Source organism: Peristeroidobacter agariperforans (assembly GCF_004138335.1).
GTDB classification, from domain to species: domain Bacteria; phylum Pseudomonadota; class Gammaproteobacteria; order Steroidobacterales; family Steroidobacteraceae; genus Steroidobacter; species Steroidobacter agariperforans.
On sequence record NZ_RYFW01000002.1, the window covers coordinates 1801706 to 1820960 of the forward strand.

The window sequence follows — 19255 nt, forward strand, 5'->3', positions numbered from 1 at the left end:
GAGGGGAGGAACCCGAGCGTTCCCGAGAGTGAGTACGCGTCGGTCCCTAGCTGCAGCGACCGGCTGCCTTAGCGAAACCGCGTGGCGATTCCGGAGAATTCCGGGTTCGACGCGCATGTGTTCGCGCTACAGTTCATGCGGGAGCCCGCTATGTACCGCAAAATCCTGGTTCCGGTCGATGCCAGCCCCTGTTCAGTCAAGGGGCTGGCCGAGGCACTGCAGCTTGCCAGTGCGTTGAACGCCCGAGTCCTGCTGCTACACGTCGTGAACGAATTGCTCTCGGATGCAGTGCTCGCGCCCACCGAGTATCGGCAAGAGTTGATCGAGAGCATACGGGCCGCCGGTAAGGAGACGCTGGCTGACGCTCACAACCTTGCGAAGGCTCAGGGCGTGCAGGCGGAAGACAAACTCATCGAGACCATCGGCGGCAGAGCTTCCGACTGTATCGTCGACGCCGCGAAATCGTGGGGCGCGGACCTGATCGTAATGGGCACGCATGGCCGCCGGGGCATGTCGCGACTCGCCATGGGGAGCGACGCCGAGCAGGTGGTGCGCTCGGCACCGGTTCCGGTGTTGCTCGTTCGCGGGCAGATCGATCTTTAGGCTGCCAATCTGTGGAGCTGAATATGACTACCCGCGGCAATCTTCCCTCGGTGTTGCTCACCGACTGGTATCAGCTGTCAATGCTCGATGCGTATTACCGCTTGGGAATGACCCAGACAGCGGTGTTCGAGTTCTTCGTGAGACGGTTACCGAACCGGCGTAGTTTTCTCATTGCCGCGGGCCTCGACCAAGTGCTCGAATATCTCGAGAACGTGCACTTCACGGCCGAGGAGACTGCGTGGCTGGAGTCCACGAAGCGTTTGAGCGACAGCACGTTGGAACGGCTGTCGTCATTCCGTTTCACCGGACGTGTGTTTGCCGTGCCCGAAGGCACGGTGTTTTTCGCCAGCGAGCCAATCCTGCGGGTGGAAGCGCCATTGCCCGAAGCTCAGCTCGTCGAGAGCCGGATCGTCAGCCTGCTGCACTATCAAACATTGGTGGCCTCCAAAGCCGCACGCTGCCGACTCGCGGCACCGAAGGCGGAGCTCATAGATTTCGGAATGCGTCGAGCGCATGGCGCCGAAGCTGCGTTGCTGGCGAGCCGGGCGGCTTACATTGCCGGTATCGATGCGACAGCGACCGTTGAGGCATCGTATCGATATGGCATTCCACCGGCAGGGACCATGGCGCACTCCTTCGTTCAGGCGCACGAGTTCGAAGCGGACGCCTTCCAGAACTTCGCACGTTGTCATCCGCAAGGCATCGTCTTATTGATAGATACGTACGACATTCAGCGGGGCGCCGCGCGCGTGGTTGAGTTGTCACATCAGTTGCTTCGCGAAGGCATCAGAATTCACGGAGTGAGGATCGACAGCGGAGATCTCGCACAGGCGGCGAGTGCCGTGCGCACCGTCCTCGATCGTGGGGGCTGTAAGGACATACGCATCTTCGCCAGCGGCAGTCTGGATGAGTACGCGCTTGACGCGATGGTGGCTGCCCGTGTGCCAATCGACGCCTTCTGTCTCGGGACGAGGCTAGCCGTCTCCGAAGACGCGCCTTCGTTGGATTGCGCCTATAAGCTGCAGCAGTACGCCGATCGTCCGGTAAGAAAGCTGTCCCAGTCGAAGGAAACATGGCCAGGGCCACGACAGGTCTACCGTCAGTACGATGCGAGCGGGTATTTCTGCATGGACGCGCTGGCCTGCGAGGACGAGATCATCGAGGGGCAGCCGCTGCTGCACGAGGTGATGACGAACGGTCGGCGTCTGGGTGGTGCGCCGTCATTGAAGGAGGCGAGAATGTATTGCGCCGAGCAGTTGTCGAGGTTGCCGTCGGCGTATCGCACGCTGGAACACGTGCTGCAAGCTCCGGTCAAAGTCTCGCGACGTCAGCATGAACTCGCGGACCAAGTGGCGCAGATCCGGCACTGATCCGCGCCACGCTCCGCTTCGAATCAGGGCGTGATCGCCACTTTCAGTACGCCGTCACGCTGATTGGCGAATAACTCGTACGCCTGCTCAATTTGATCGAGCTTGAAGCGGTGGGTCACAAGGGCCTTCAGGTCGGCGCGCCCGGACGCGATGACTTCCATCAGTCGGCGCATGCGTTCCTTGCCGCCGGGGCACAGGGTGCTGACGATAGTGTGATCGCCAAGGCCCGCAGCGAATGCACCGAGCGGGATGCTCAGATCCTTGGAATATACGCCGAGGCTGGAGAGCGTGCCGCCGGGCCGCAGTACGCGCAGCGCCGCCTCAAATGTCGGTTGCGTACCCAGCGCCTCGATTGCAACGTCCACACCGCGCCCCTGCGTCAGCGTCATGATCGCTGCTACCGGATCTTCCTTGCGAAAGTCCACGATGTGATCTGCACCGAGCCGTTGCGCGACTACTGCGCGGGCTTCGACCGTTTCGACACCAATGATCGTGGTGGCGCCCATCAGCCTGGCGCCGACGGTCGCGCACAGGCCGATGGGGCCTTGGGCGAACACTGCAACGGTATCGCCGATCTGAATACGACCCCGCTCGGCGCCGCCAAAGCCGGTAGACATGATGTCCGGGCACATCAGCACTTCTTCGTCACTGAGCTCATCGGGCACCGGAGCGAGATTGGCCATGGCGTCCGGCACGCGCACGTACTCAGCCTGGCAACCGTCGATCGTGTTACCGAACTTCCAGCCGCCGATCGGTTTCCAGCCGTGCGCAGTGCCGGCGCCATCCTGTGCACCATCGCCCGCGAGGCACGCGTGGCTGTGCCCGCTCGGAGTAATGGCACCGGCGATTACGCGCTGACCTTCGCGATAGCCCTGCACAGCTGAGCCGAGTTTTTCGATCACGCCCACCGGCTCGTGGCCCACGATCAGACCTGGCCGCACCGGATACTCGCCCTTCATGATGTGGACGTCGGTGCCGCAGATCGTCGTGGTCGTGATCCGAATCAGCGCATCGAGCGGCCCGATATCGGGAATCGGCCGTTCGTCGAGCGCGATCCGGCCTGGCTTGACGAACACAGCTGCTTTCATGAATCGCGGCATAACGGCTCCGATAGTCTTCGAACGACCGGACATTGCCGCGCCGTGGGAGTACGCGGACACCCGAACATTCCGTGAAAGCCTGCTGGAAATCCCGCAGAAGCGGCAATTTCGGCAGCATCCCTCGTGGAAGCCGAGTCTCCTTGCCGGCATTCCTTAAAGGCAGCGCGGCCCGATGGCGGCACTATCGGTCGTGCACCCCTCAAGGAGTCGCCGTCATGGCGCACAAACAAATCCTGTTTCAATCGGCAGCGCGAGAAAAGATCCTACGCGGCGCAACGCGGCTGGCCGACGCCGTCCGCATCACGTTGGGGCCGAAATCGAAGTCCGTCCTGATACAAAAGTCCTGGGGCGCACCCATTGTTTGTAACGATGGCGTGACCATCGCCAAGGAAATCGACTTGACGGACCCGGAGGAAAACCTCGGCGCGCAGATGCTGCGGCAAGCGGCCGAGAAGACCGGTGAGCTGGTGGGGGATGGCACCAGCACGGCAACCATCCTGGCGCACGCGATTTTCTGCGAGGGAATTCGTAATGTCACCGCAGGTGCGAGCGCCATTGATCTGAGGCGCGGATTGGACCGCGGCCTGAAGGTGGCCGTCGAAGCGCTCGGCGCGCAATCCAAGCCAGTCGTCAGTCGCAAGGAGAAGGCGCAGGTGGCGACCATCTCCGCGCACAACGACGAAACTATTGGCGAGCTCGTCGCGGATGCGATGGAGAAGGTCGGCGGCGAAGGCGTGATCACGGTCGAAGAATCGAAAACGACCGAGACGGTGCTCGAAGTCGTGGAGGGAATGCAGTTCGACCGAGGCTATCTTTCTCCGTACTTCATCACCGACACCGAAAAACTGGAAGCCGTGCTCGAGGATGCTTCCATCCTGCTCACCGATCGCAAGATCAACATCATGAAGGACTTGATTCCGCTGCTGGAGCAGATCGCAAAGGATGCTCGGCCGCTGCTGGTCATCGCCGAGGACATCGAAGGCGAGGCGCTTGCCACACTGATCGTGAATCAGATCCGCGGCGTGCTGAAAAGTGCCGCGGTAAAGGCGCCGGGTTTTGGCGATCGACGCAAAGCGATGTTGCAGGACATTGCGGTACTGACGGGTGCGCAACTCATCTCGGAAGAGCTTGGCTTCAAGCTCGACGACGCGACCGTCGAACAGCTCGGCCGGGCGCGCCGGGTGGTGATCGACAAGGACTCAACCACGTTGATCGGCGGGGCAGGCGAACGCGCCGCGATCGACAGCCGCACGGCGCAGATCCGTCGCGAGATCGACAAGGCGACCAGCACCTACGAGAAGGAAAAGCTCGAAGAGCGGCTCGCAAAACTGTCGGGCGGCGTCGCGGTCATCCGGGTCGGCGCGCCCGCGGAGTCGGAAATGAAAGCCAAGAAGGATTCTCTGGACGATGCGATCAGCGCCACCAAGGCGGCGGTTGCCGAAGGCATCGTCGCCGGCGGCGGCCTGGCGCTGCTGCGATGTGTCGGGGCAGTGGAGGCCGCCGAGGGGCAGTGCGAAGGAGACGAACGCACCGGCGTTCAGATTCTCAAGCGCACGCTGGAAGCGCCCGCCCGGCAAATCGCTGTGAACTCTGCGGTCGACGGCGGTGTCGTCGTCAGCAAGATGCTGGAGTCGAAGTCGAATGTGGGTTTCGACGCTGCCCGGAATCGCTACGTGGATCTGTTCGAGGCGGGGATCATCGATCCCACCAAGGTGGTGCGAATCGCCCTGGAGAATGCCGTATCGGTTGCCAGCGTGCTGCTGCTGACCGAGGCGATCATGACGGAGATTCCGACAGAGAAGAAATCCCCGGCAGCAGCCGAATTGGACGCTTGAGCGCAGCCGACGCCCACCTAGCGCTTACGGCCTTCCCCGCATGGTTCGAAACCGCCGCCAGGGTCGAGACTTCCAACCACCAAGTCGTGGAGACGGTCATGAAAGTCGGTGAAATTTGTCAGCGTGCCGTTGTCTGCATCGACAACACAGTGGACCTATCTGCAGCAGCGCAGATGATGCGTGAGCGCCATGTAGGTTTCCTGGTCGTCTATCGATCGGGCGACGATCTGCGTCGGCCGATCGGCGTGCTTACTGATCGCGACATCGTCGTCGAGGTGATCGCGAAGAAGGTCGCCGCAGACTCGCTTACGGTCGAAGACGTAATGACGCGGCAACCCGTGATTGCAAACGAGCACGAAGAGTTGGCTGACGTGCTGCAGGGAATGCGCATCGCTGGAGTCCGTCGCGTGCCGGTCGTCGACGCACGCGGCGCCCTGATGGGGGTCATCGCCGTCGACGACGCTTTCGATGTGCTCACGAACTTCATGTGCGAGATCACAGGGTCCGTGAAAAACGAGCAACGAGTGGAACGCCGCACGCGCGCGAGCTGACGTGAGAATCCCGATCGCGGTCTCCGCCCGGCACGCGCATCTGAGCTCGAACACGCTGCAAAAGTTGTTTGGCGAAGGATACGAGCTGCGCGTGCACAAGTGGCTGTCCCAAACGGGGCAGTTCTCGGCTGAAGAGACTGTGTCGCTGATCGGTCCTGACGGACGACTGGATCATGTGCGGCTCATGGGGCCGCCTCGTGAGCGAGACCAGGTCGAGTTGTCTCGCACCGATGAGCATGTGCTCGGTCTGGCCGCGCCTCTGCGCGTTTCGGGCGATCTCGTGCAAACCCCGGGATTGCAAGTCTTGGGGCCCGCCGGGTGCGTCACGTTGGCAGGTGGCGTGATCACCGCGCGTCGACACATTCACATGAGTCCGGCGGACGCCACGCAGCTCGGATTACATGACCGGCAATCGGTGAGCGTCAGAATCGACAGTAATGGACGCGACCTGACCTTTGGCGATGTGATCGTCCGTGTCAGCCCCGACTTCCGGCTGGAGTTGCATCTCGATACCGACGAAGCGAATGCAGCAGGTGTCGCCAACGGCGACTTTGGTGAGATCGAACTGACGCCGTCAGGCACCGGTGAACTACGTAACTGACCGGGAGGACTCCGGGCATCGCAATGCCTGCCGGAGTGTCACTCTCGAATCATCGTTGAGCGCAGACTTGCCGCAGGGAGACCGAGCATGAAGTTCTGGTTGAGCGTCGTCGCCATTTCGGCCATGTCGGTCGTCGCATGCGCACCCATGCCAACGCAGCGCGAAGTGACGCAAATGTCTGGGCTTGAGATGTATGAAACGTTCTGTGCCAGCTGCCATGGCGTCGGCGGGGAAGGTGACGGTCCGGTCGCGCCGTTGATCAAGATTCATGTGCCGGATCTCACTCGAATCACACATCGATATGGCGGCGAGTTTCCGACCGAAGATGTGCGGTGGACCATCGACGGCCGTTTCGATCGACGCGCGCATGGACCTCGCGACATGCCGGTGTGGGGCTGGCAATTCTATCGCAGCGAGACCCTCAAGGATCCGGCCGAGCGCGCCCGGGTCGATGCCTTGATCGATCGTCTCGTCGTTTATCTGCGGTCCATTCAGAAAAGCTGATGCTCCAGAGGGTCGCCCGTGCGTGTCATCACCTTGCTCGCGTCGTTCCTGCTACTCGCAGTTTCCAGCCAAGCGACGGCGGCGGACTACGTCGCCATGTCCGGCGCGGAGCTGTACTCGCGCTTCTGCGCCAGCTGCCACGGAGTCACCGGGCGAGGTGACGGCCCGGCATCCGAGTCGCTCAAGATCGAAGTGCCCGACCTGACACTGATCGCACGGCGAGCGCAGGGCACGTATCCGCGCGATCGAATCGAGAAGATCATCGACGGGCGCTACATCGTCGGCGCGCATGGTTCCCGCACGATGCCGGTGTGGGGCGAGGATTTTAGCCGGCTTGAAATCGGCAACCCGGATGCGGAACGCAGCACACGCCTGATCATCCTGCGGCTCGCCGACTATGTATGGTTGCTGCAGAAGCCAGCCGAGAACTGAGGAGGAACAGCTATGAACCTGCGATCGTGGAAGACGCTGCTGGTGGTGATCACCGATCCGTTCGCGCACGAGCAACCGGCCTTCACCAAAGCAGCCGCGCTGGCCCTCAGAAGCGGCGCGCGGCTGGTGTTGTTCAACTCGTTCATGATTCCGCAGCCGGTCAACGACGTTCCCATGGGCTCGCGGACGCAGATCATTGCCTCGGCCATTCGGGAGCGGCGCGAACGGATGGAATTGCTCGTTGCAAGTTCCAAAGTCACGGGCGCGAAATGCATCGTGACCTGGGACTATCCCGCGCACGAAGCCATCGTGCGTCAGGTGCTCAAGACCAAGGCGGACCTGGTCATCAGCGCGAGCCATCGGCACGGGCGCGTGGCGCGATGGCTGCTTGCCAACACGGATTGGGAGTTGATCCGGCAGTGCCCGTGCCCGGTGTGGTTCGTGAGATCGCCTGAGATGCCGCTCGAGCCGACCGTCCTGGTCGCAGTCGATCCCTTTCATACGCACGACAAGCCCGCAACTCTCGATGATCGGCTGGTGCATGCGGCGCGCGTCGTGGGAGACCAGTTCGGCGGCCGCGTGAAACTGGTACACGCTTGCAACGCCGGCGACGATGCCCGGGCGGTGCGTTTGCTGGTGGTCGCGGCGGCCAAACAGGCGGTGTGCGATCTGGCCTCCCGGCATGGTATCGATGCGGAATATTGTGAGGTCAAAGCCGGCGCGCCCGAGGAAATCATCTCTTCAATCGAACGGCGAGATGGGGCGGATCTGCTGGTAATGGGCGCGGTGTCTCGTAGCATCGACACCCATCCGGTGATCGGTAACACCGCCGAGCGCGTCATTGATCGAGTGGCATGCGACCTGCTGGTCATCAAGCCGGCGAATGTCGCGACGAAACGGCAACGGCCGCCACGGCATGCGCCGGCTCGCAAGAGCAACGGCAGCGGCCGCGGGAAGCGAGTGCCGGCACAGTACGCAGGCTGAGATGCTCGCGCCACCGCCAACCTTGAAGTTGGACGAGTGGACCTGGGCAACCGCCACTCGCGACGGCACTTCGATCACGGTTCGCCCGTTGCGTGCGGACGACGAACGACGCGAGATCGCATTCATCGAGTCGCTTTCCGAGCAAACGCGTTACTTCCGCATGTTTACGCCACTGAAGTATCTGTCCCCACAGCTGCTCAGTCAGTTCATGGATGTCGACTACGACCGACGCATGGCGTTGGTCGCGACCGTGGGGGCCGGCGACCAGGAGATGTTTGTCGGAGTTGCCCGCTATGGCTCGACGGATCGGCAGGAGCAGGCGGAACTGGGTGTGACCGTGACGGATGCGTGGCAGCGCCGTGGCATTGCGACCATCCTCATCGGAGCATTGATGCGCTTTGCCCGCAGCCATGGCTTTCACGAGCTTGCCGGAATGGTGCTGCCGGAAAATCACGCGATGCTGGCGCTGGCTCGAAGTCTGAGCTTCACAATCGAGCACGATCCCGCCGGGCACATCATGAAGATCTCGCGTCGGCTCGACGATTCGCTTTGAGCGAAGATCGTGCTACGAGCTCTGAGAGCGCACAGCATTGGCGACCTTCTCGACGGCGTCAGCGTCGCGAGTGTCGACGTTGATGACTCGATAGTGTGTGTCGAGTGGCGCCAAATCTCGCAACTGGGAGCGCACCACCGACTGATCGGCCTCCGAGGGATCGCCCCCGTGTGCAACCCGGGCAGCTATCCGGTCCAGCAGCGTCGAAGGGTCAGCTGAGCATGAAATGAACATGCACGTGACAGCCATTCGGTCGGCTGAAGAGATGAACAACTCTCGGTCGCTCGCCTCCAGAAAGGTCGCATCGACGATCACGTTGAATCCAGCTTGCAGGCAGCTCTCCGCGCAATCCATCAACCGTGCGTAAACTCGGTGGCTCGTCTCCGGAGCATAGTTCCCCTGTTTGAAGCCAGCTGTCGTCGGGGGCGCGCGGAGCAGGCGCTTTCTTTCGACGTCGGATGTGATGCGTATTGCGTGCAACGGCGCAATCAGCTGTTCGCTCAACCATGACTTGCCCGCGCCGGACACACCATGCATCAGCAGCAGGACGGGCCTGGGCCGCTGCGTCAGTTCGAGGGCAGTGCGCACTCGGCGGCGCATGCGCTCGATGTAGCTCTCTGCAAGATGCGTCGATTGTTCGGCGGCGATGACATCCACCTTGGCTCGTACCAGTGCCCGATAAACGGCATAGAACGGCAACAGGCGCACCCCGGCATAGTCGCCGGTGATCTCCAGATAGCGACTGAGCAGCGCCGCTGCCAGGTCGTCGCGACGGTGGCCGTGCAGATCCATGATCAGAAAGGCAATGTCGTTGATGACATCGACGGTGCGAAGTTGCGGATCGAAGTCGATACAGTCGAACGGAACGAGCCGGCCTTCGAACCGTACGATATTCGCGGCATGCAGATCGCCGTGGCAGTCCCGGATGCGGTGGTCGCGGACCCGCTCTTCGAAAGTGGCTTCGTGCGCGTCGATCGCTTTGCGCGTCCATTCCCACAACCACCGCAGCTCGGGAGTCATCCAGCGCTGCTCGGTGTACTCCAACAGTTGCTCGAGGTTGGCGAGCACCGTGTCATACATGTGCTGCGTGGCGTCGGATGCATATTCTCCGGTGAGTTCCGGTGTCTGCAGATGAAAGTGGGCCAGGGTTTCGCCCAGTTGAATCATCTCCGCCAGCGACACCTGCTCGCGTTGAAGCAATACAGGTAGCTCCGCATCGGCAGGAAACTGCTTCAGGCAGACCGCGTATTCGATAGCTGCGCCTGCGCCTGCGACGCGTGCTCGACCGCTCACACGCGTGATCGGCACGACTCCAAGATATAGCTCGGGCGCGAGGCGACAATTGAGTCGGACTTCCTCTTCGCAGTAATGCCGCCTGCGTTCCAGAGTGGACGTATCGATGAATTCCAGCTGGAGGGGCCTCTTGATCTTGTAAGCCCGCGTTCCCGTGAGAACGATCCACGAGATATGGGTCTCCACCACGCGCAATTCGGTTACGTCATGGGGGAAGGCTGAGGGGACCAGCAGTTCCTCGATACACAAGGGCCGATCTGCATCGCTCATGGCGTCCTCGAGCGGTTTCTGGCAATCAGTAACTTAAGCGAGCTAAGGCCGGGGAGCACTCGGCGGGACCACGTAACGGCTAAGCCCAAACCCGCATGGTTCCCGGCCTGGCATCGCCGGAGTATTTGGTTGTCTCACTGTCGAGACGCGACCCTACGTGCGGGTGTTCCATGGCCACTGAAGCCCGGTCCGTCGAACAAATTCGCAAACGCCTGCTGACCCGGCGGCTGGAGTTGCAACAGCGCGGCAGTCGGGTGGGCCAGGATCTGTCCAGGCAATTGGATCCGCTCAGTAGCGATGCCGGCGATCGCGCCATTCAGTTGGAGAACGACGAGTCGCTGCACGCGATCGGTGAGGCCGCCGTCAGTGAGATCGAGGATATCGACGTCGCACTGGATCGCCTGGAGCGAGGGTACTATGGAATCTGCAAAGTATGCGGCGACGAGATTGCCCCGGCGCGACTCGCGGCCGTGCCTCAGGCATCGACGTGCCAAGAGTGCGGGCGGAGCTGACATGCAGAGAGCGTTGCTGACGCTCTCGATTTCGATCGCCGCCATGCTCGCGAGCCCTGCGGCTGGCCAGGACGTGCGTAGCACGGAGCTCATCGAACGCGCCCTGCAGGCAAAGCCGGACACATCGGCCGGCAAGAAGATTTACAACGAGCACTGCACAACTTGTCACGGCGCGCGGGGTTATGGGAACGCCGAGCAAGTCATACCCGCGCTTGCAGGGCAGCTGCCCATCTATGTCATCAAGCAACTCGTCGATCTGTCAGAGCGCTCACGGACATCGGCGGATATGCATCGGATCGCGGCCAGAAAGCCGCTAACGACGCCGCAAGCCTTGCGCGACATCGCAACCTATCTCGGCACACTCGATCCCAACCCCAAGCCAGAAACAGGCGACGGCGCGCAGCTAGCGATGGGCAAGCGTTACTATCAAGGTCTGTGCGCTTACTGCCACGGCGCTCAAGGTGGTGGCAACGAAGCTCACGCCACGCCAGCGCTACGCCGGCAGCATTATTCATACCTGCTGATGCAAATGCGCGATCTGTCCGCGGATCATCGCTACAGCGTCGACATTGAGATTGTCGATACTTTGCGGCAGCTGTCATACGACCAGCTCAGCGCCATTGCCGACTACGCATCGCGCCTGCCGATGGCGGGCAGTTCGGTAGTCGATTCCGAGCAACGTCCATCGCAGCCGGCGCAATCCGTTACGCCATGAGCAAACGCATTCTCATCATCGACGGTCATCCCGACCCCGCCGGCGGACGGCTGGTGCACGCGCTTGCGGACGCCTATCGCGAAGGGGCGGAGTCGGGCAAGCACGAAGTGCTGACGCTGCGTGTGGCGGATCTGGAATTTCCGCTGCTGCGGACCCAGGCGGACTATGAAAAGGGCGAGCCGTTGCAGACCATTCGTCGTTGCCAGTCGATGCTGGATTGGGCGACGCACGTCGTCATCGTGTATCCCCTGTGGCTGGGCTCCATGCCCGCCATGCTCAAGGCGCTGCTCGAACAGACCTTGCGACCAGGCTTTGCATTCAGTGCGCGCAAGTTGGGACGTTGGCCGGTGAAGCTGCAATCGGGTAAGAGCGCGCGCGTGGTTGTGACGATGGGCATGCCGGGCTGGCTGTATCGCTGGTACTTCCGCGCTCACAGCCTTCGCAGCTTGCGACGGAACATCCTGCACTTCATCGGGTTCAGGCACGTACGGGCCACGGTGATCGGCAATGTTGCCAAGCTTTCGCTCACACAGCGGCAGGCGTATCTGCGACGCATGCGAGAGCTCGGGGCCCGCGCAGTCTGAGCTTCGCAAGGCTGGACTACGACGCCGGAGCGCTCGCCAGCAGTTTTTCCAACCGCGCGTCGTGCCCATAAAGGTCCGGCGCGAACATCACGCCGCGAGATACCGTAGCCGCAGCCGTTGCGTAGAAGACGATGACTCGTACGGGTGTCTTGAGCTTGATCCGTCGTGGCGCTGTGCCACACAGCGCAGTCTCGACCGCGTCTGCGTCCCATGTGCCTGGTGCATTGACGAGCACGTATTCCGCCAACGCCGCCGGATCGCTGATCCGGATGCAGCCGTGACTGAATGCTCGCTGCGAAAGTGCGAACAAGTCGGGTTCGGGGGTCCCATGCAATCGGATGGAATAGGGGTTCGGCAGCACGAACTTCACCGGGCCGAGCGCGTTGTCGGCTCCAGGTCGCTGGCGCAGTCGGAATTTCCCTGCGGCGAGCGCCGCGATTGCCTCGGGCGTCGGCTGTTGAACCTCGTTGCCGCCGCGCACGATCTCAAAGTGGTGTCGCTCGAGATACTTCACATCCTCGCGGATCTTCGGCAGCAATTCGTCACGCACGATGCTGACGGGCACGTCCCAGTAAGGATTGAAGATCACTTCTTCGATGGACGCGGTGAAGATCGGCGTACGCTGCTTGGTTTGACCGACAATCACCGGGATCTCCAGCAACTGCTCACCGGGCCGCCCGGGCCGGGGCAAGGCATACAACATGAACTGTGGGATGTTGATGACGATCTCGGGCCGGGGCAGCTCGCTGAGCCAACGCCAACGTTCCATCGATAGCTCGATCTGACGCGCGCGCTGGCGCAGCGGTACGTTGAGCGCCGTCAATGTCTGTTTGCCGAGGACGCCGTCCGGCGAAAGGCCATGGCGGCTTTGGAAACGCTTCAGTCCGTCCACCACGGGAGCATCAAGCGTCGCGGAGCTGGTCGAGGCGCCAGTCGTCGCCGGCAAGTCCCCCAGCAGGAGCAGTTGCTGCCGCAACCGCATTGCGCCCGAGTACTCATCGCCCAACTCAGCGGATCGCGCAGAGGGTGCTGGCAGGGCCGAGTACACTTGATCCTTTGCCAACTGTCGATAGCGGGCCAGGGCTTCCTTCAGAAGACGATAAGGGACGGCGCGCGGCTCGATCGAATCGATCTCCGCCTCGATGCTCCTGGAATTTGCCAGTCGCCGAACGACGGTCGGGATATCGGTACGTTCCTTAGTCGCCGGCAAGTCGAAACCCGCCGCGCTGGCGTTGACGCGACCGTAGCGCAGATGAGCCACGAAACGGGAGACCCGCCCTGACAGGTCGGTATCATATCGATTCAACAACTCAGCATCCGCTCGGGAGCCATGTACCCGTTGCAGCTCAGTGCTCGTGAGACCGCTCAGGTACGCATCGGCACGCAGCCCGTGCCGCTCGGCTTCGCGCAACGCGTCTTCGATGTCCTCCGCCTGCGGCGAAGGGCGGCCTTGTTTCACCCAAAGCAGCGGCTCGGCTGCGTGCGTAACAACAGCCCACCATGCCCCAACAACAGCCATTCCCAGGAGAATCGCGCGCGTCACTGAATCCCTCTTCAAGTGGTGGCGTCGGAGCACCAAGTGTCGCAGTGCGCATGTAACTCCCCATCCGGAAATCCTCTGAGACGATCGCGACATCTCGCGGCAGCCTTGCTCGTAAGGAGCACGTAGCGCTTACGGCGTTCCACGAATGGTGAGTGCGCCGTCTCATGCCGAAACATTTCGGTCGTTGATCGGACATTCATCATTCATCGGAGACCGGACATGAACATCATCCGCTGGGAACCCTTCCGCGAAGTCGAGGATATGTTTCGGCAGTATTCGCCGTTCTTTTCGCGCGCCGTGCGCCGTTTCGAAGGCGATGAGGGCGCGTGGCGCCCGCTCGCCGACATCAGCGAGACGGACACCGACTATTTCATCAAAGCCGAGCTGCCTGAGGTCAAGAAAGACGACATCAAGGTCAGTTTCGAGCAAGGCCTGCTCACGATCTCCGGCGAACGCCGCCAGGAGAAGCAGCAGAAGAACGAGAACGAGCTTCGCGTGGAGAGCTTCTATGGCTCTTTCTCGCGCAGTTTCTCGCTGCCCGACAACGTCGATGCAAAGGGCATTCAGGCCGAGTGCAAGGATGGCGTGCTGAAGGTTCGTATTCCGAAGACCACGCCGACCCAGCCCGAACAGCCCATTGCCGTCGAAGTGAAATGATCGATGACTTTCGGCAGGCGGTCCAACTGCCTGCCGGAAATCGTGCTTTGGAGAATTCTCATGAGTGCCGAACCGAACATCGCCCGCGCGGCGAAATCGCTTAAAGCCAAACGTCAACGCGAGCCGACGCCGGGCCACGCCGAGATCGTTCGCATGGCTGCCGTCGAAGCGGCGAGCCGCGCGGTGGACCGTCGCGAGATGATCGCGACCGCCGCTTACTTTCGGGCGCAGAAGCGTGGCTTCGAGCCGGGTCATGAGCTCGAAGATTGGTACGCCGCCGAAAATGACATTGCCGAAGCCCAGCACCACGACTTGATGATTGCGGGGGCGGACACGCCGTAGCGTTGATCGCATCGCTCAGGGAATGAGCACCGCCGCGCCGCTCAGTGCGCCTGCGCGTAGTTTTTCCAAGGCTTCGTTGGCGCCGGCGAGCGGGATCGTTTCGATACTGGGGCGGATGCCGATCTCACCGGCGAGCGCCAGAAATTCCATCCCGTCCCGGCGCGTGAGGTTGGCGACCGAGCGAATGACACGCTCGCCCCAGAGCAATGAGTACGGGAGCGAAGGGATATCGCTCATGTGAATGCCGCCGCAGATCACGCTACCGCCTTTGCGCACAGCCTTCAACGCGTGCGGCACGAGTGGGCCGATCGGCGCAAAGATAATCGCGGCATCGAGAGGCACGGGCAGACGATCGTCACTGCTGCCAGCCCAACTCGCGCCCAGCTGCTTTGCAAAGCGCTGCGCCGTCACGTCTCCGGCGCGCGTAAAAGCGTAGACCTCCTGTCCCTTGTGGGTTGCGACTTGAGCCACGAGATGCGCAGCGGCGCCAAAGCCGTAAATTCCCAAACGTTTCGCGCTCTCCGCCATTCGCCATGATCGATAGCCGATGAGCCCGGCGCACAGCAGAGGCGCGGCGTGCGCGTCATCGATGGTCTCGGGCAACTGGAAACAATAGCGAGCATCAGCCACCACATGCTCCGCATAGCCGCCATCGAGCTGATAGCCGGTGAACTGGGCCTGGTCACAAAGATTCTCTTGCCCGCTGGCGCAGAAGTCACAAGTGCCGCACGTGTGGCCGAGCCAGGGCACACCGAGCCTCGTGCCGAGGCCGTAGTGCGTGCCTTCGCCGCATCCGATCACGGTGCCGACGATCTCGTGTCCAGGCACGATGGGCAATCGAGGCTCGGGCAGCTCACCATCGATGAGATGCAGGTCCGTGCGGCAGACGCCGCACGCGCTGACCTTCAAAAGCACCTGCCCGGGGCCGGGCGCCGGCACGGGGCGGCGCTCCATCGCCAGCGTTTCTCCGGGACGGTGCAACCGCATGCACAAGGAAGACGCGCTGGTCATGAAGGAAAGTCTCCACGCATCGGCAGATGCATCACCCGGGGGTTGTGCGGGTAGGTTAGGGGGAACCACCGGTTTCCGCACCAGCGGCACGGGATGAGACTGGTGAAGGATAACTCCACCGAGGCAGGGTCATGAATCCGATCCAAAATATTCTGGTGATCGTCGATCCCACCGCGCAACAACAACCCGCCGTTGCCAAGGGAGCCATTCTGGCCAAACAGCTCGCGGCCCGCCTGGATTTGTTTGTTTGCGAAACGAAGGCTGCGCGCGACCTGCGTCTCGGCCGCCATCTGCGGCTGTCGCCACAGGCGCCATTCGAAGAGAAGTTGATTCCTTGGCTCGAATCGCTCGCCGAGCCGCTGCGTCGTGAGGGCATCGAAGTGACCACGGAGGTGGTGTCAGCCGATCCGCTGCACGCGGAGCTGGTGGAACGCGTCAAACACACCTGCGCGGAACTCGTGATCAAGGACACGCACCATCACAGCATCGCGCAGCGTACGTTTCTCACTAATACGGACTGGGAACTGATTCGTAGTTGTCCGGTGCCGCTGCTGCTGGTCAAGGCCACCCCTTGGTCGACGGCTCACCGCATCGGCGCGGCGCTCGATCCCGGTCACATGGATGACAAGCCGAGACTGCTGGATCGTTGCATCCTGCAAGAAGCGGCGAGGTTCGCGGCTGCGCTCGGTGGCGAGGTACACCCAATTCACGCCTACATTCCGGCGGCCATGATCGCAGCGGCGACGATGTCGGTACCGCCGATTGTCATAGACATCCCTGCAGAGGCGTTGGAAGAGGAGCGCAAATCAAAGCTCAAGGAGCTGACGGCGATCACCTCGGACTACCGGTTTCCTGAGAAGAACATTCACTTGGAAACCGGCGGTGTCGTCGAGGTGCTCTGTCGCCTCGCGCGGGACTGTGGCATCGACATCATGGCGATGGGCGCGCTCTCGCGTCGTGGCGTGAGGCGCATACTCATCGGCGGCACAGCAGAGGACGTGCTGGAACAGCTGCCCTGCGATTTGTTAGTGGTAAAAAGTCCGAACTTCGCGGAGATGCTGGTCTTGTGAGCCTGCGCGCGCCAGATAGAACGATGTCCGCAGTGGATGAGGGCGCGGTCGACGTCAGCACTGCAAAAAAGGTGGCGGCGTTGCGCTCGGTCGCGTCCTATCCCGTACGCGCGACCTCGGTCGAGGTCATCGAAACGCATTTCGCGTGGGTGTTCCTGGTCGGGGAGCACGCGTACAAGATGAAGAAGCCGGCGGATTATCCGCTGCTCGATCTACGCTCACTCGAGGATCGGCAGCGCAATTGCCAGGATGAGGTGCGCCTGAATCGGCGCCTCGCGCCTGATGCCTATCTCGGGGCGGTGCCACTGGCGATCGACAGGCAGGGGATGCTCAAAGTGAACGGCGAGGGGGCCGTCGTCGATTGGCTGGTTTGGATGAAACGGTTGCCCTCGGAGCGCATGCTCGATCGCGCGATTGTTTCCAAGTCCGCGAATCCGGCCGTATTGGCAGACATCGGAGCGCTGCTCGCGCGGTTCTACGAGCGGCAACAGCGATACTTCATGCCGGCGGGCCATTACGTTGCTCAATTGATCGAGCGGACCGAGCGCGAAGGGATTGCGCTGCTCGCGCCGGATTTGAGACTCGACGCAGCACGGGTGCGTTCAGCGGTCGGTGCTGTCCAATCCGCGCTGCAAGCATTGCAATCAGAGTTGGGACGGCGGGCAATTGAGGGGCGTGTGGTGGAAGGTCACGGCGATCTACGCCCCGAGCACATTTGTCTCACACCACCGTGTGTGATCGATTCGTTGGAGTTCTCTCGTGAGCTGCGGGTGCTCGATCCGGCCGAAGAGCTCGCCTTCTTGCGTCTGGAATGTGAAGTTGCTGGCGCACCGGATGTGGCCGATCAGATCGTGACGGCCTATCAAAACGCGTCCGGCGATCGTTTCACTCGCTGTCTGCTCGATGCGTATGAGGGACGTCGAGCGCTGGTTCGGGCGAAGATCCTCGCGTGGCACATCCTGGATCCCACGGTGGCGTCGCTCGCCCCGTGGCCGGCGAAGGCCCATGAATACATCGCGTTGGCCGAGCGGCATGCCGCGCTAGCGACCATCCAGACGCATTAATGTTCGTGCTCGAGCTTGAGAGGCCTGGCGCGAGATTGCGCGATCAGCGCGGTCACCTCGCTATCGTCTGTCTGATCGAAATCTCGATACCACTGACCGACCGATACGAACAGCGCGGGTTCCAAGGCGCACACGACCTCGTCGGCTTCATCGCGTAATGCCCGAAGAGCCTCGGAGGAGCCGACGGGAACCGCGGCTACTATACGCGTGGCGCCCAGCTTGCGAGCTGCCCGGATCGCTGCCCGCATCGACGCGCCTGTCGCGGCGCCATCGTCGATCAGAATCACCGTGCGTCGTTTCACATCGAGCGGCAGCCGGTCGTTGCGATACAACCGTTCGCGATAAGACAGCTCCTGATGTTGGCGATGCATCTCGGCGCGTAGTTGGACCGGATCGCAAACGAACGGTGCAATCTCCTCGTTGAGGACCGAGATGCCACCAGACGCGATGGCGCCAATCGCAAACTCGGGCTGGCCAGGCGCCCGCAGCTTACGCACCACCATCACGTCCAGCGGCAATTGCAGTGCTGCGGCAACTTCGAAGGCGACGGGAACCCCGCCGCGAGGCAGCCCCAGGACGAGCGCATCCTCACGTTCGTTATAGGCGGCTAACAGGCCGGCGAGCGTCTGGCCCGCATCGGTTCGGTTGCTGAAATCGTTCATTACCGTTTCCCGCAGGAACTCTCCCTCCGTGTACGCGATTCGTCCTGGCGACGCCCTCCGCGAATGTCCCTGCGCGCACGTGGATGCCACGGAACGGGGCAGCAGCTGCGGGAAAACCCTGGTCCACTGCTGGAAGTCCCGAGCTGTCAGTGTCCCGTCGCCCGCGCACCTTCGGCTACGGGAGGTCATGGATGTCTACGCAACTTTCCGAGCCGAGTCCGCAGGCGGGCTCCAACAGTTATCAGCTGGCGGTGGAGGACCTCAACTTCCTGCTGCGCGATGAAATGCGCGCCGTGCGCTTCGCGCTGGAGTATGCAAAGGCAGATCTCGTCCTGCGAGATTGGCGCATTCGCTCGACCATCATCGTGTTTGGCAGCGCCCGCGTACCCTCGCCCGAGGCTCTGAGTCGATTGCCGCCGGCGGTCGGTGAGGAGCAGGGGCTTCGTCAGCGGCAACTGCGTTGGTACGAGGCCGCTCGAGAATTCGGCCGACTCGCCTCGTTATATGGCGGCGCGCTGAAACAGGGTGGCGAATGGCGCGACAACGTGATCGCCACCGGTGGCGGGTCGGGGCTCATGGACGCGGCCAATCGGGGCGCCCATGACGTCGGGGCGCCGTCGATCGGCTTCAACATACAATTGCCGGTGGAGCAGCACCCCAATCCATACACGACACCGGAGCTGACGTTCCGCTTTCATTACTTCGCCATGCGCAAGATGCACCTGGCGATGCGCGCCAATGCGCTTGCGATCTTCCCAGGCGGCTTCGGCACCCTCGATGAGTTGTTCGAGCTGCTCACGCTGTTGCAGACAGGTAAGGCCCGGGCCGTGCCGGTCGTGCTGTTCGATCGCGGCTACTGGCAGAAAATCATCGACTTCGATGCCCTGGTGGATGAGGGCATGGTGTCTGCCGACCATTGCGAGCTGTTCGAGTTTGCAGACACGGCGGATGAGGCGTGGCGGAGCATCGAACGTCGCAGACTGCACGCTCACGGCTGAG

Annotated in this window: 22 protein-coding genes; 17 read left to right on the forward strand and 5 right to left on the reverse strand. The window is 62.1% G+C overall.

Annotation, left to right across the window (positions count from 1 at the left end; genetic code table 11):
* The first annotated feature begins 150 nt into the window (after positions 1-150).
* Positions 151-603 (forward strand): universal stress protein, encoded by a 453-nt coding sequence (locus tag EK373_RS21560; protein WP_129645744.1) that lies wholly within the window; start codon positions 151-153, stop codon positions 601-603.
* Positions 604-626: 23 nt separating this feature from the next.
* A complete protein-coding gene (locus EK373_RS21565; protein WP_129645745.1) occupies positions 627-1973 on the forward strand; it encodes a nicotinate phosphoribosyltransferase in 1347 nt (448 codons plus the stop codon).
* A gap of 23 nt (positions 1974-1996) precedes the next feature.
* Here the strand turns inward: EK373_RS21565 and EK373_RS21570 are convergent, their stop codons facing one another.
* Positions 1997-3073 (reverse strand): NAD(P)-dependent alcohol dehydrogenase, encoded by a 1077-nt coding sequence (locus EK373_RS21570; protein ID WP_129645746.1) that lies wholly within the window; start codon positions 3071-3073, stop codon positions 1997-1999.
* Positions 3074-3288: 215 nt separating this feature from the next.
* Between EK373_RS21570 and groL the strand changes: the two genes are divergently transcribed.
* The 7 genes from groL to EK373_RS21605 all read left to right on the forward strand — a co-directional run bounded on the left by groL (position 3289) and on the right by EK373_RS21605 (position 8533).
* Entirely contained in the window at positions 3289-4908 is a 1620-nt protein-coding gene (gene groL / locus EK373_RS21575; protein WP_129645747.1) for a chaperonin GroEL, read from the forward strand.
* A 98-nt stretch (positions 4909-5006) separates the two neighbouring features.
* Positions 5007-5459, forward strand: coding sequence for a CBS domain-containing protein (locus tag EK373_RS21580; protein ID WP_129645748.1), 453 nt, complete (start codon positions 5007-5009; stop codon positions 5457-5459).
* Between the two features lies 1 nt (position 5460).
* Positions 5461-6060, forward strand: coding sequence for a phosphate propanoyltransferase (gene pduL / locus EK373_RS21585; protein ID WP_129645749.1), 600 nt, complete (start codon positions 5461-5463; stop codon positions 6058-6060).
* A gap of 87 nt (positions 6061-6147) precedes the next feature.
* Complete coding sequence (locus tag EK373_RS21590; protein WP_129645750.1) at positions 6148-6564, forward strand: c-type cytochrome; 417 nt, start codon at positions 6148-6150, stop codon at positions 6562-6564.
* A gap of 18 nt (positions 6565-6582) precedes the next feature.
* Positions 6583-6996, forward strand: a complete 414-nt coding sequence (locus tag EK373_RS21595; RefSeq protein WP_129645751.1) for a c-type cytochrome — start codon at positions 6583-6585, stop codon at positions 6994-6996.
* 12 nt (positions 6997-7008) lie between these two features.
* Positions 7009-7980 (forward strand): universal stress protein, encoded by a 972-nt coding sequence (locus tag EK373_RS21600; RefSeq protein ID WP_129645752.1) that lies wholly within the window; start codon positions 7009-7011, stop codon positions 7978-7980.
* Position 7981: 1 nt separating this feature from the next.
* A complete protein-coding gene (locus tag EK373_RS21605; RefSeq protein ID WP_157994477.1) occupies positions 7982-8533 on the forward strand; it encodes a GNAT family N-acetyltransferase in 552 nt (183 codons plus the stop codon).
* Between the two features lie 12 nt (positions 8534-8545).
* Here EK373_RS21605 and EK373_RS21610 read toward each other — a convergent pair whose 3' ends face one another.
* Complete coding sequence (locus EK373_RS21610) at positions 8546-10096, reverse strand: bifunctional aminoglycoside phosphotransferase/ATP-binding protein (protein WP_129645754.1); 1551 nt, start codon at positions 10094-10096, stop codon at positions 8546-8548.
* 170 nt (positions 10097-10266) lie between these two features.
* Between EK373_RS21610 and EK373_RS21615 the strand changes: the two genes are divergently transcribed.
* The 3 genes from EK373_RS21615 to EK373_RS21625 are packed head-to-tail and all read left to right on the forward strand — an operon-like array spanning position 10267 to position 11907.
* Positions 10267-10608 carry a TraR/DksA family transcriptional regulator gene (locus tag EK373_RS21615; RefSeq protein ID WP_157994478.1) on the forward strand — a complete coding sequence of 114 codons (342 nt, stop codon included), beginning with the start codon at positions 10267-10269 and terminating at the stop codon, positions 10606-10608.
* A gap of 1 nt (position 10609) precedes the next feature.
* The gene (locus EK373_RS21620; RefSeq protein ID WP_198683497.1) at positions 10610-11323 is read left to right on the forward strand and encodes a c-type cytochrome; all 714 of its coding nucleotides are present in this window, start codon (positions 10610-10612) and stop codon (positions 11321-11323) included.
* A complete protein-coding gene (locus EK373_RS21625; protein ID WP_129645757.1) occupies positions 11320-11907 on the forward strand; it encodes an NAD(P)H-dependent oxidoreductase in 588 nt (195 codons plus the stop codon). Before EK373_RS21620 ends, EK373_RS21625 begins: the two co-directional genes overlap by 4 nt.
* Before the next feature lie 16 nt (positions 11908-11923).
* Here EK373_RS21625 and EK373_RS21630 read toward each other — a convergent pair whose 3' ends face one another.
* Entirely contained in the window at positions 11924-13450 is a 1527-nt protein-coding gene (locus EK373_RS21630; protein ID WP_198683498.1) for a L,D-transpeptidase family protein, read from the reverse strand.
* Positions 13451-13669: 219 nt separating this feature from the next.
* Here EK373_RS21630 and EK373_RS21635 point away from each other — a divergent pair, with 219 nt between their 5' ends.
* Positions 13670-14107: an Hsp20/alpha crystallin family protein gene (locus tag EK373_RS21635; protein ID WP_129645759.1), complete on the forward strand. Its 438-nt coding sequence runs from the start codon at positions 13670-13672 to the stop codon at positions 14105-14107.
* Between the two features lie 60 nt (positions 14108-14167).
* On the forward strand, positions 14168-14449 hold the full coding sequence (locus tag EK373_RS21640) for a DUF2934 domain-containing protein (RefSeq protein ID WP_198683499.1): 282 nt from the start codon (positions 14168-14170) through the stop codon (positions 14447-14449).
* 15 nt (positions 14450-14464) lie between these two features.
* Here EK373_RS21640 and EK373_RS21645 read toward each other — a convergent pair whose 3' ends face one another.
* A complete protein-coding gene (locus tag EK373_RS21645) occupies positions 14465-15460 on the reverse strand; it encodes a zinc-dependent alcohol dehydrogenase family protein (RefSeq protein ID WP_232831176.1) in 996 nt (331 codons plus the stop codon).
* Between the two features lie 131 nt (positions 15461-15591).
* On the opposite strand from EK373_RS21645, the gene EK373_RS21650 reads away from it, so the two are divergent.
* Positions 15592-16530, forward strand: a complete 939-nt coding sequence (locus EK373_RS21650; RefSeq protein WP_129645761.1) for a universal stress protein — start codon at positions 15592-15594, stop codon at positions 16528-16530.
* A gap of 23 nt (positions 16531-16553) precedes the next feature.
* Positions 16554-17594 (forward strand): hypothetical protein, encoded by a 1041-nt coding sequence (locus EK373_RS21655; protein WP_129645762.1) that lies wholly within the window; start codon positions 16554-16556, stop codon positions 17592-17594.
* Here EK373_RS21655 and EK373_RS21660 read toward each other — a convergent pair.
* Positions 17591-18256, reverse strand: coding sequence for a phosphoribosyltransferase (locus tag EK373_RS21660; protein WP_129645763.1), 666 nt, complete (start codon positions 18254-18256; stop codon positions 17591-17593). The two genes, EK373_RS21655 and EK373_RS21660, sit on opposite strands and share 4 nt — an antisense overlap.
* Before the next feature lie 191 nt (positions 18257-18447).
* Here EK373_RS21660 and EK373_RS21665 point away from each other — a divergent pair, with 191 nt between their 5' ends.
* A complete protein-coding gene (locus tag EK373_RS21665; RefSeq protein WP_129645764.1) occupies positions 18448-19254 on the forward strand; it encodes a TIGR00730 family Rossman fold protein in 807 nt (268 codons plus the stop codon).
* Position 19255 lies beyond the last annotated feature (1 nt).

Coding starts and splice junctions, on each gene's coding strand:
- EK373_RS21660 (WP_129645763.1), bottom strand. CDS start 18,256: ATGAACGATTTCAGCAACCGAACCGATGCGGGCCAGACGCTCGCCGGC.
- EK373_RS21610 (WP_129645754.1), bottom strand. CDS start 10,096: ATGAGCGATGCAGATCGGCCCTTGTGTATCGAGGAACTGCTGGTCCCC.
- EK373_RS21620 (WP_198683497.1), top strand. CDS start 10,610: ATGCAGAGAGCGTTGCTGACGCTCTCGATTTCGATCGCCGCCATGCTC.
- EK373_RS21655 (WP_129645762.1), top strand. CDS start 16,554: ATGTCCGCAGTGGATGAGGGCGCGGTCGACGTCAGCACTGCAAAAAAG.
- groL (WP_129645747.1), top strand. CDS start 3,289: ATGGCGCACAAACAAATCCTGTTTCAATCGGCAGCGCGAGAAAAGATC.
- EK373_RS21645 (WP_232831176.1), bottom strand. CDS start 15,460: ATGACCAGCGCGTCTTCCTTGTGCATGCGGTTGCACCGTCCCGGAGAA.
- EK373_RS21615 (WP_157994478.1), top strand. CDS start 10,267: ATGGCCACTGAAGCCCGGTCCGTCGAACAAATTCGCAAACGCCTGCTG.
- EK373_RS21560 (WP_129645744.1), top strand. CDS start 151: ATGTACCGCAAAATCCTGGTTCCGGTCGATGCCAGCCCCTGTTCAGTC.
- EK373_RS21570 (WP_129645746.1), bottom strand. CDS start 3,073: ATGCCGCGATTCATGAAAGCAGCTGTGTTCGTCAAGCCAGGCCGGATC.
- EK373_RS21605 (WP_157994477.1), top strand. CDS start 7,982: ATGCTCGCGCCACCGCCAACCTTGAAGTTGGACGAGTGGACCTGGGCA.
- EK373_RS21580 (WP_129645748.1), top strand. CDS start 5,007: ATGAAAGTCGGTGAAATTTGTCAGCGTGCCGTTGTCTGCATCGACAAC.
- EK373_RS21665 (WP_129645764.1), top strand. CDS start 18,448: ATGTCTACGCAACTTTCCGAGCCGAGTCCGCAGGCGGGCTCCAACAGT.
- EK373_RS21640 (WP_198683499.1), top strand. CDS start 14,168: ATGAGTGCCGAACCGAACATCGCCCGCGCGGCGAAATCGCTTAAAGCC.
- EK373_RS21650 (WP_129645761.1), top strand. CDS start 15,592: ATGAATCCGATCCAAAATATTCTGGTGATCGTCGATCCCACCGCGCAA.
- EK373_RS21600 (WP_129645752.1), top strand. CDS start 7,009: ATGAACCTGCGATCGTGGAAGACGCTGCTGGTGGTGATCACCGATCCG.
- EK373_RS21625 (WP_129645757.1), top strand. CDS start 11,320: ATGAGCAAACGCATTCTCATCATCGACGGTCATCCCGACCCCGCCGGC.
- EK373_RS21565 (WP_129645745.1), top strand. CDS start 627: ATGACTACCCGCGGCAATCTTCCCTCGGTGTTGCTCACCGACTGGTAT.
- EK373_RS21590 (WP_129645750.1), top strand. CDS start 6,148: ATGAAGTTCTGGTTGAGCGTCGTCGCCATTTCGGCCATGTCGGTCGTC.
- EK373_RS21635 (WP_129645759.1), top strand. CDS start 13,670: ATGAACATCATCCGCTGGGAACCCTTCCGCGAAGTCGAGGATATGTTT.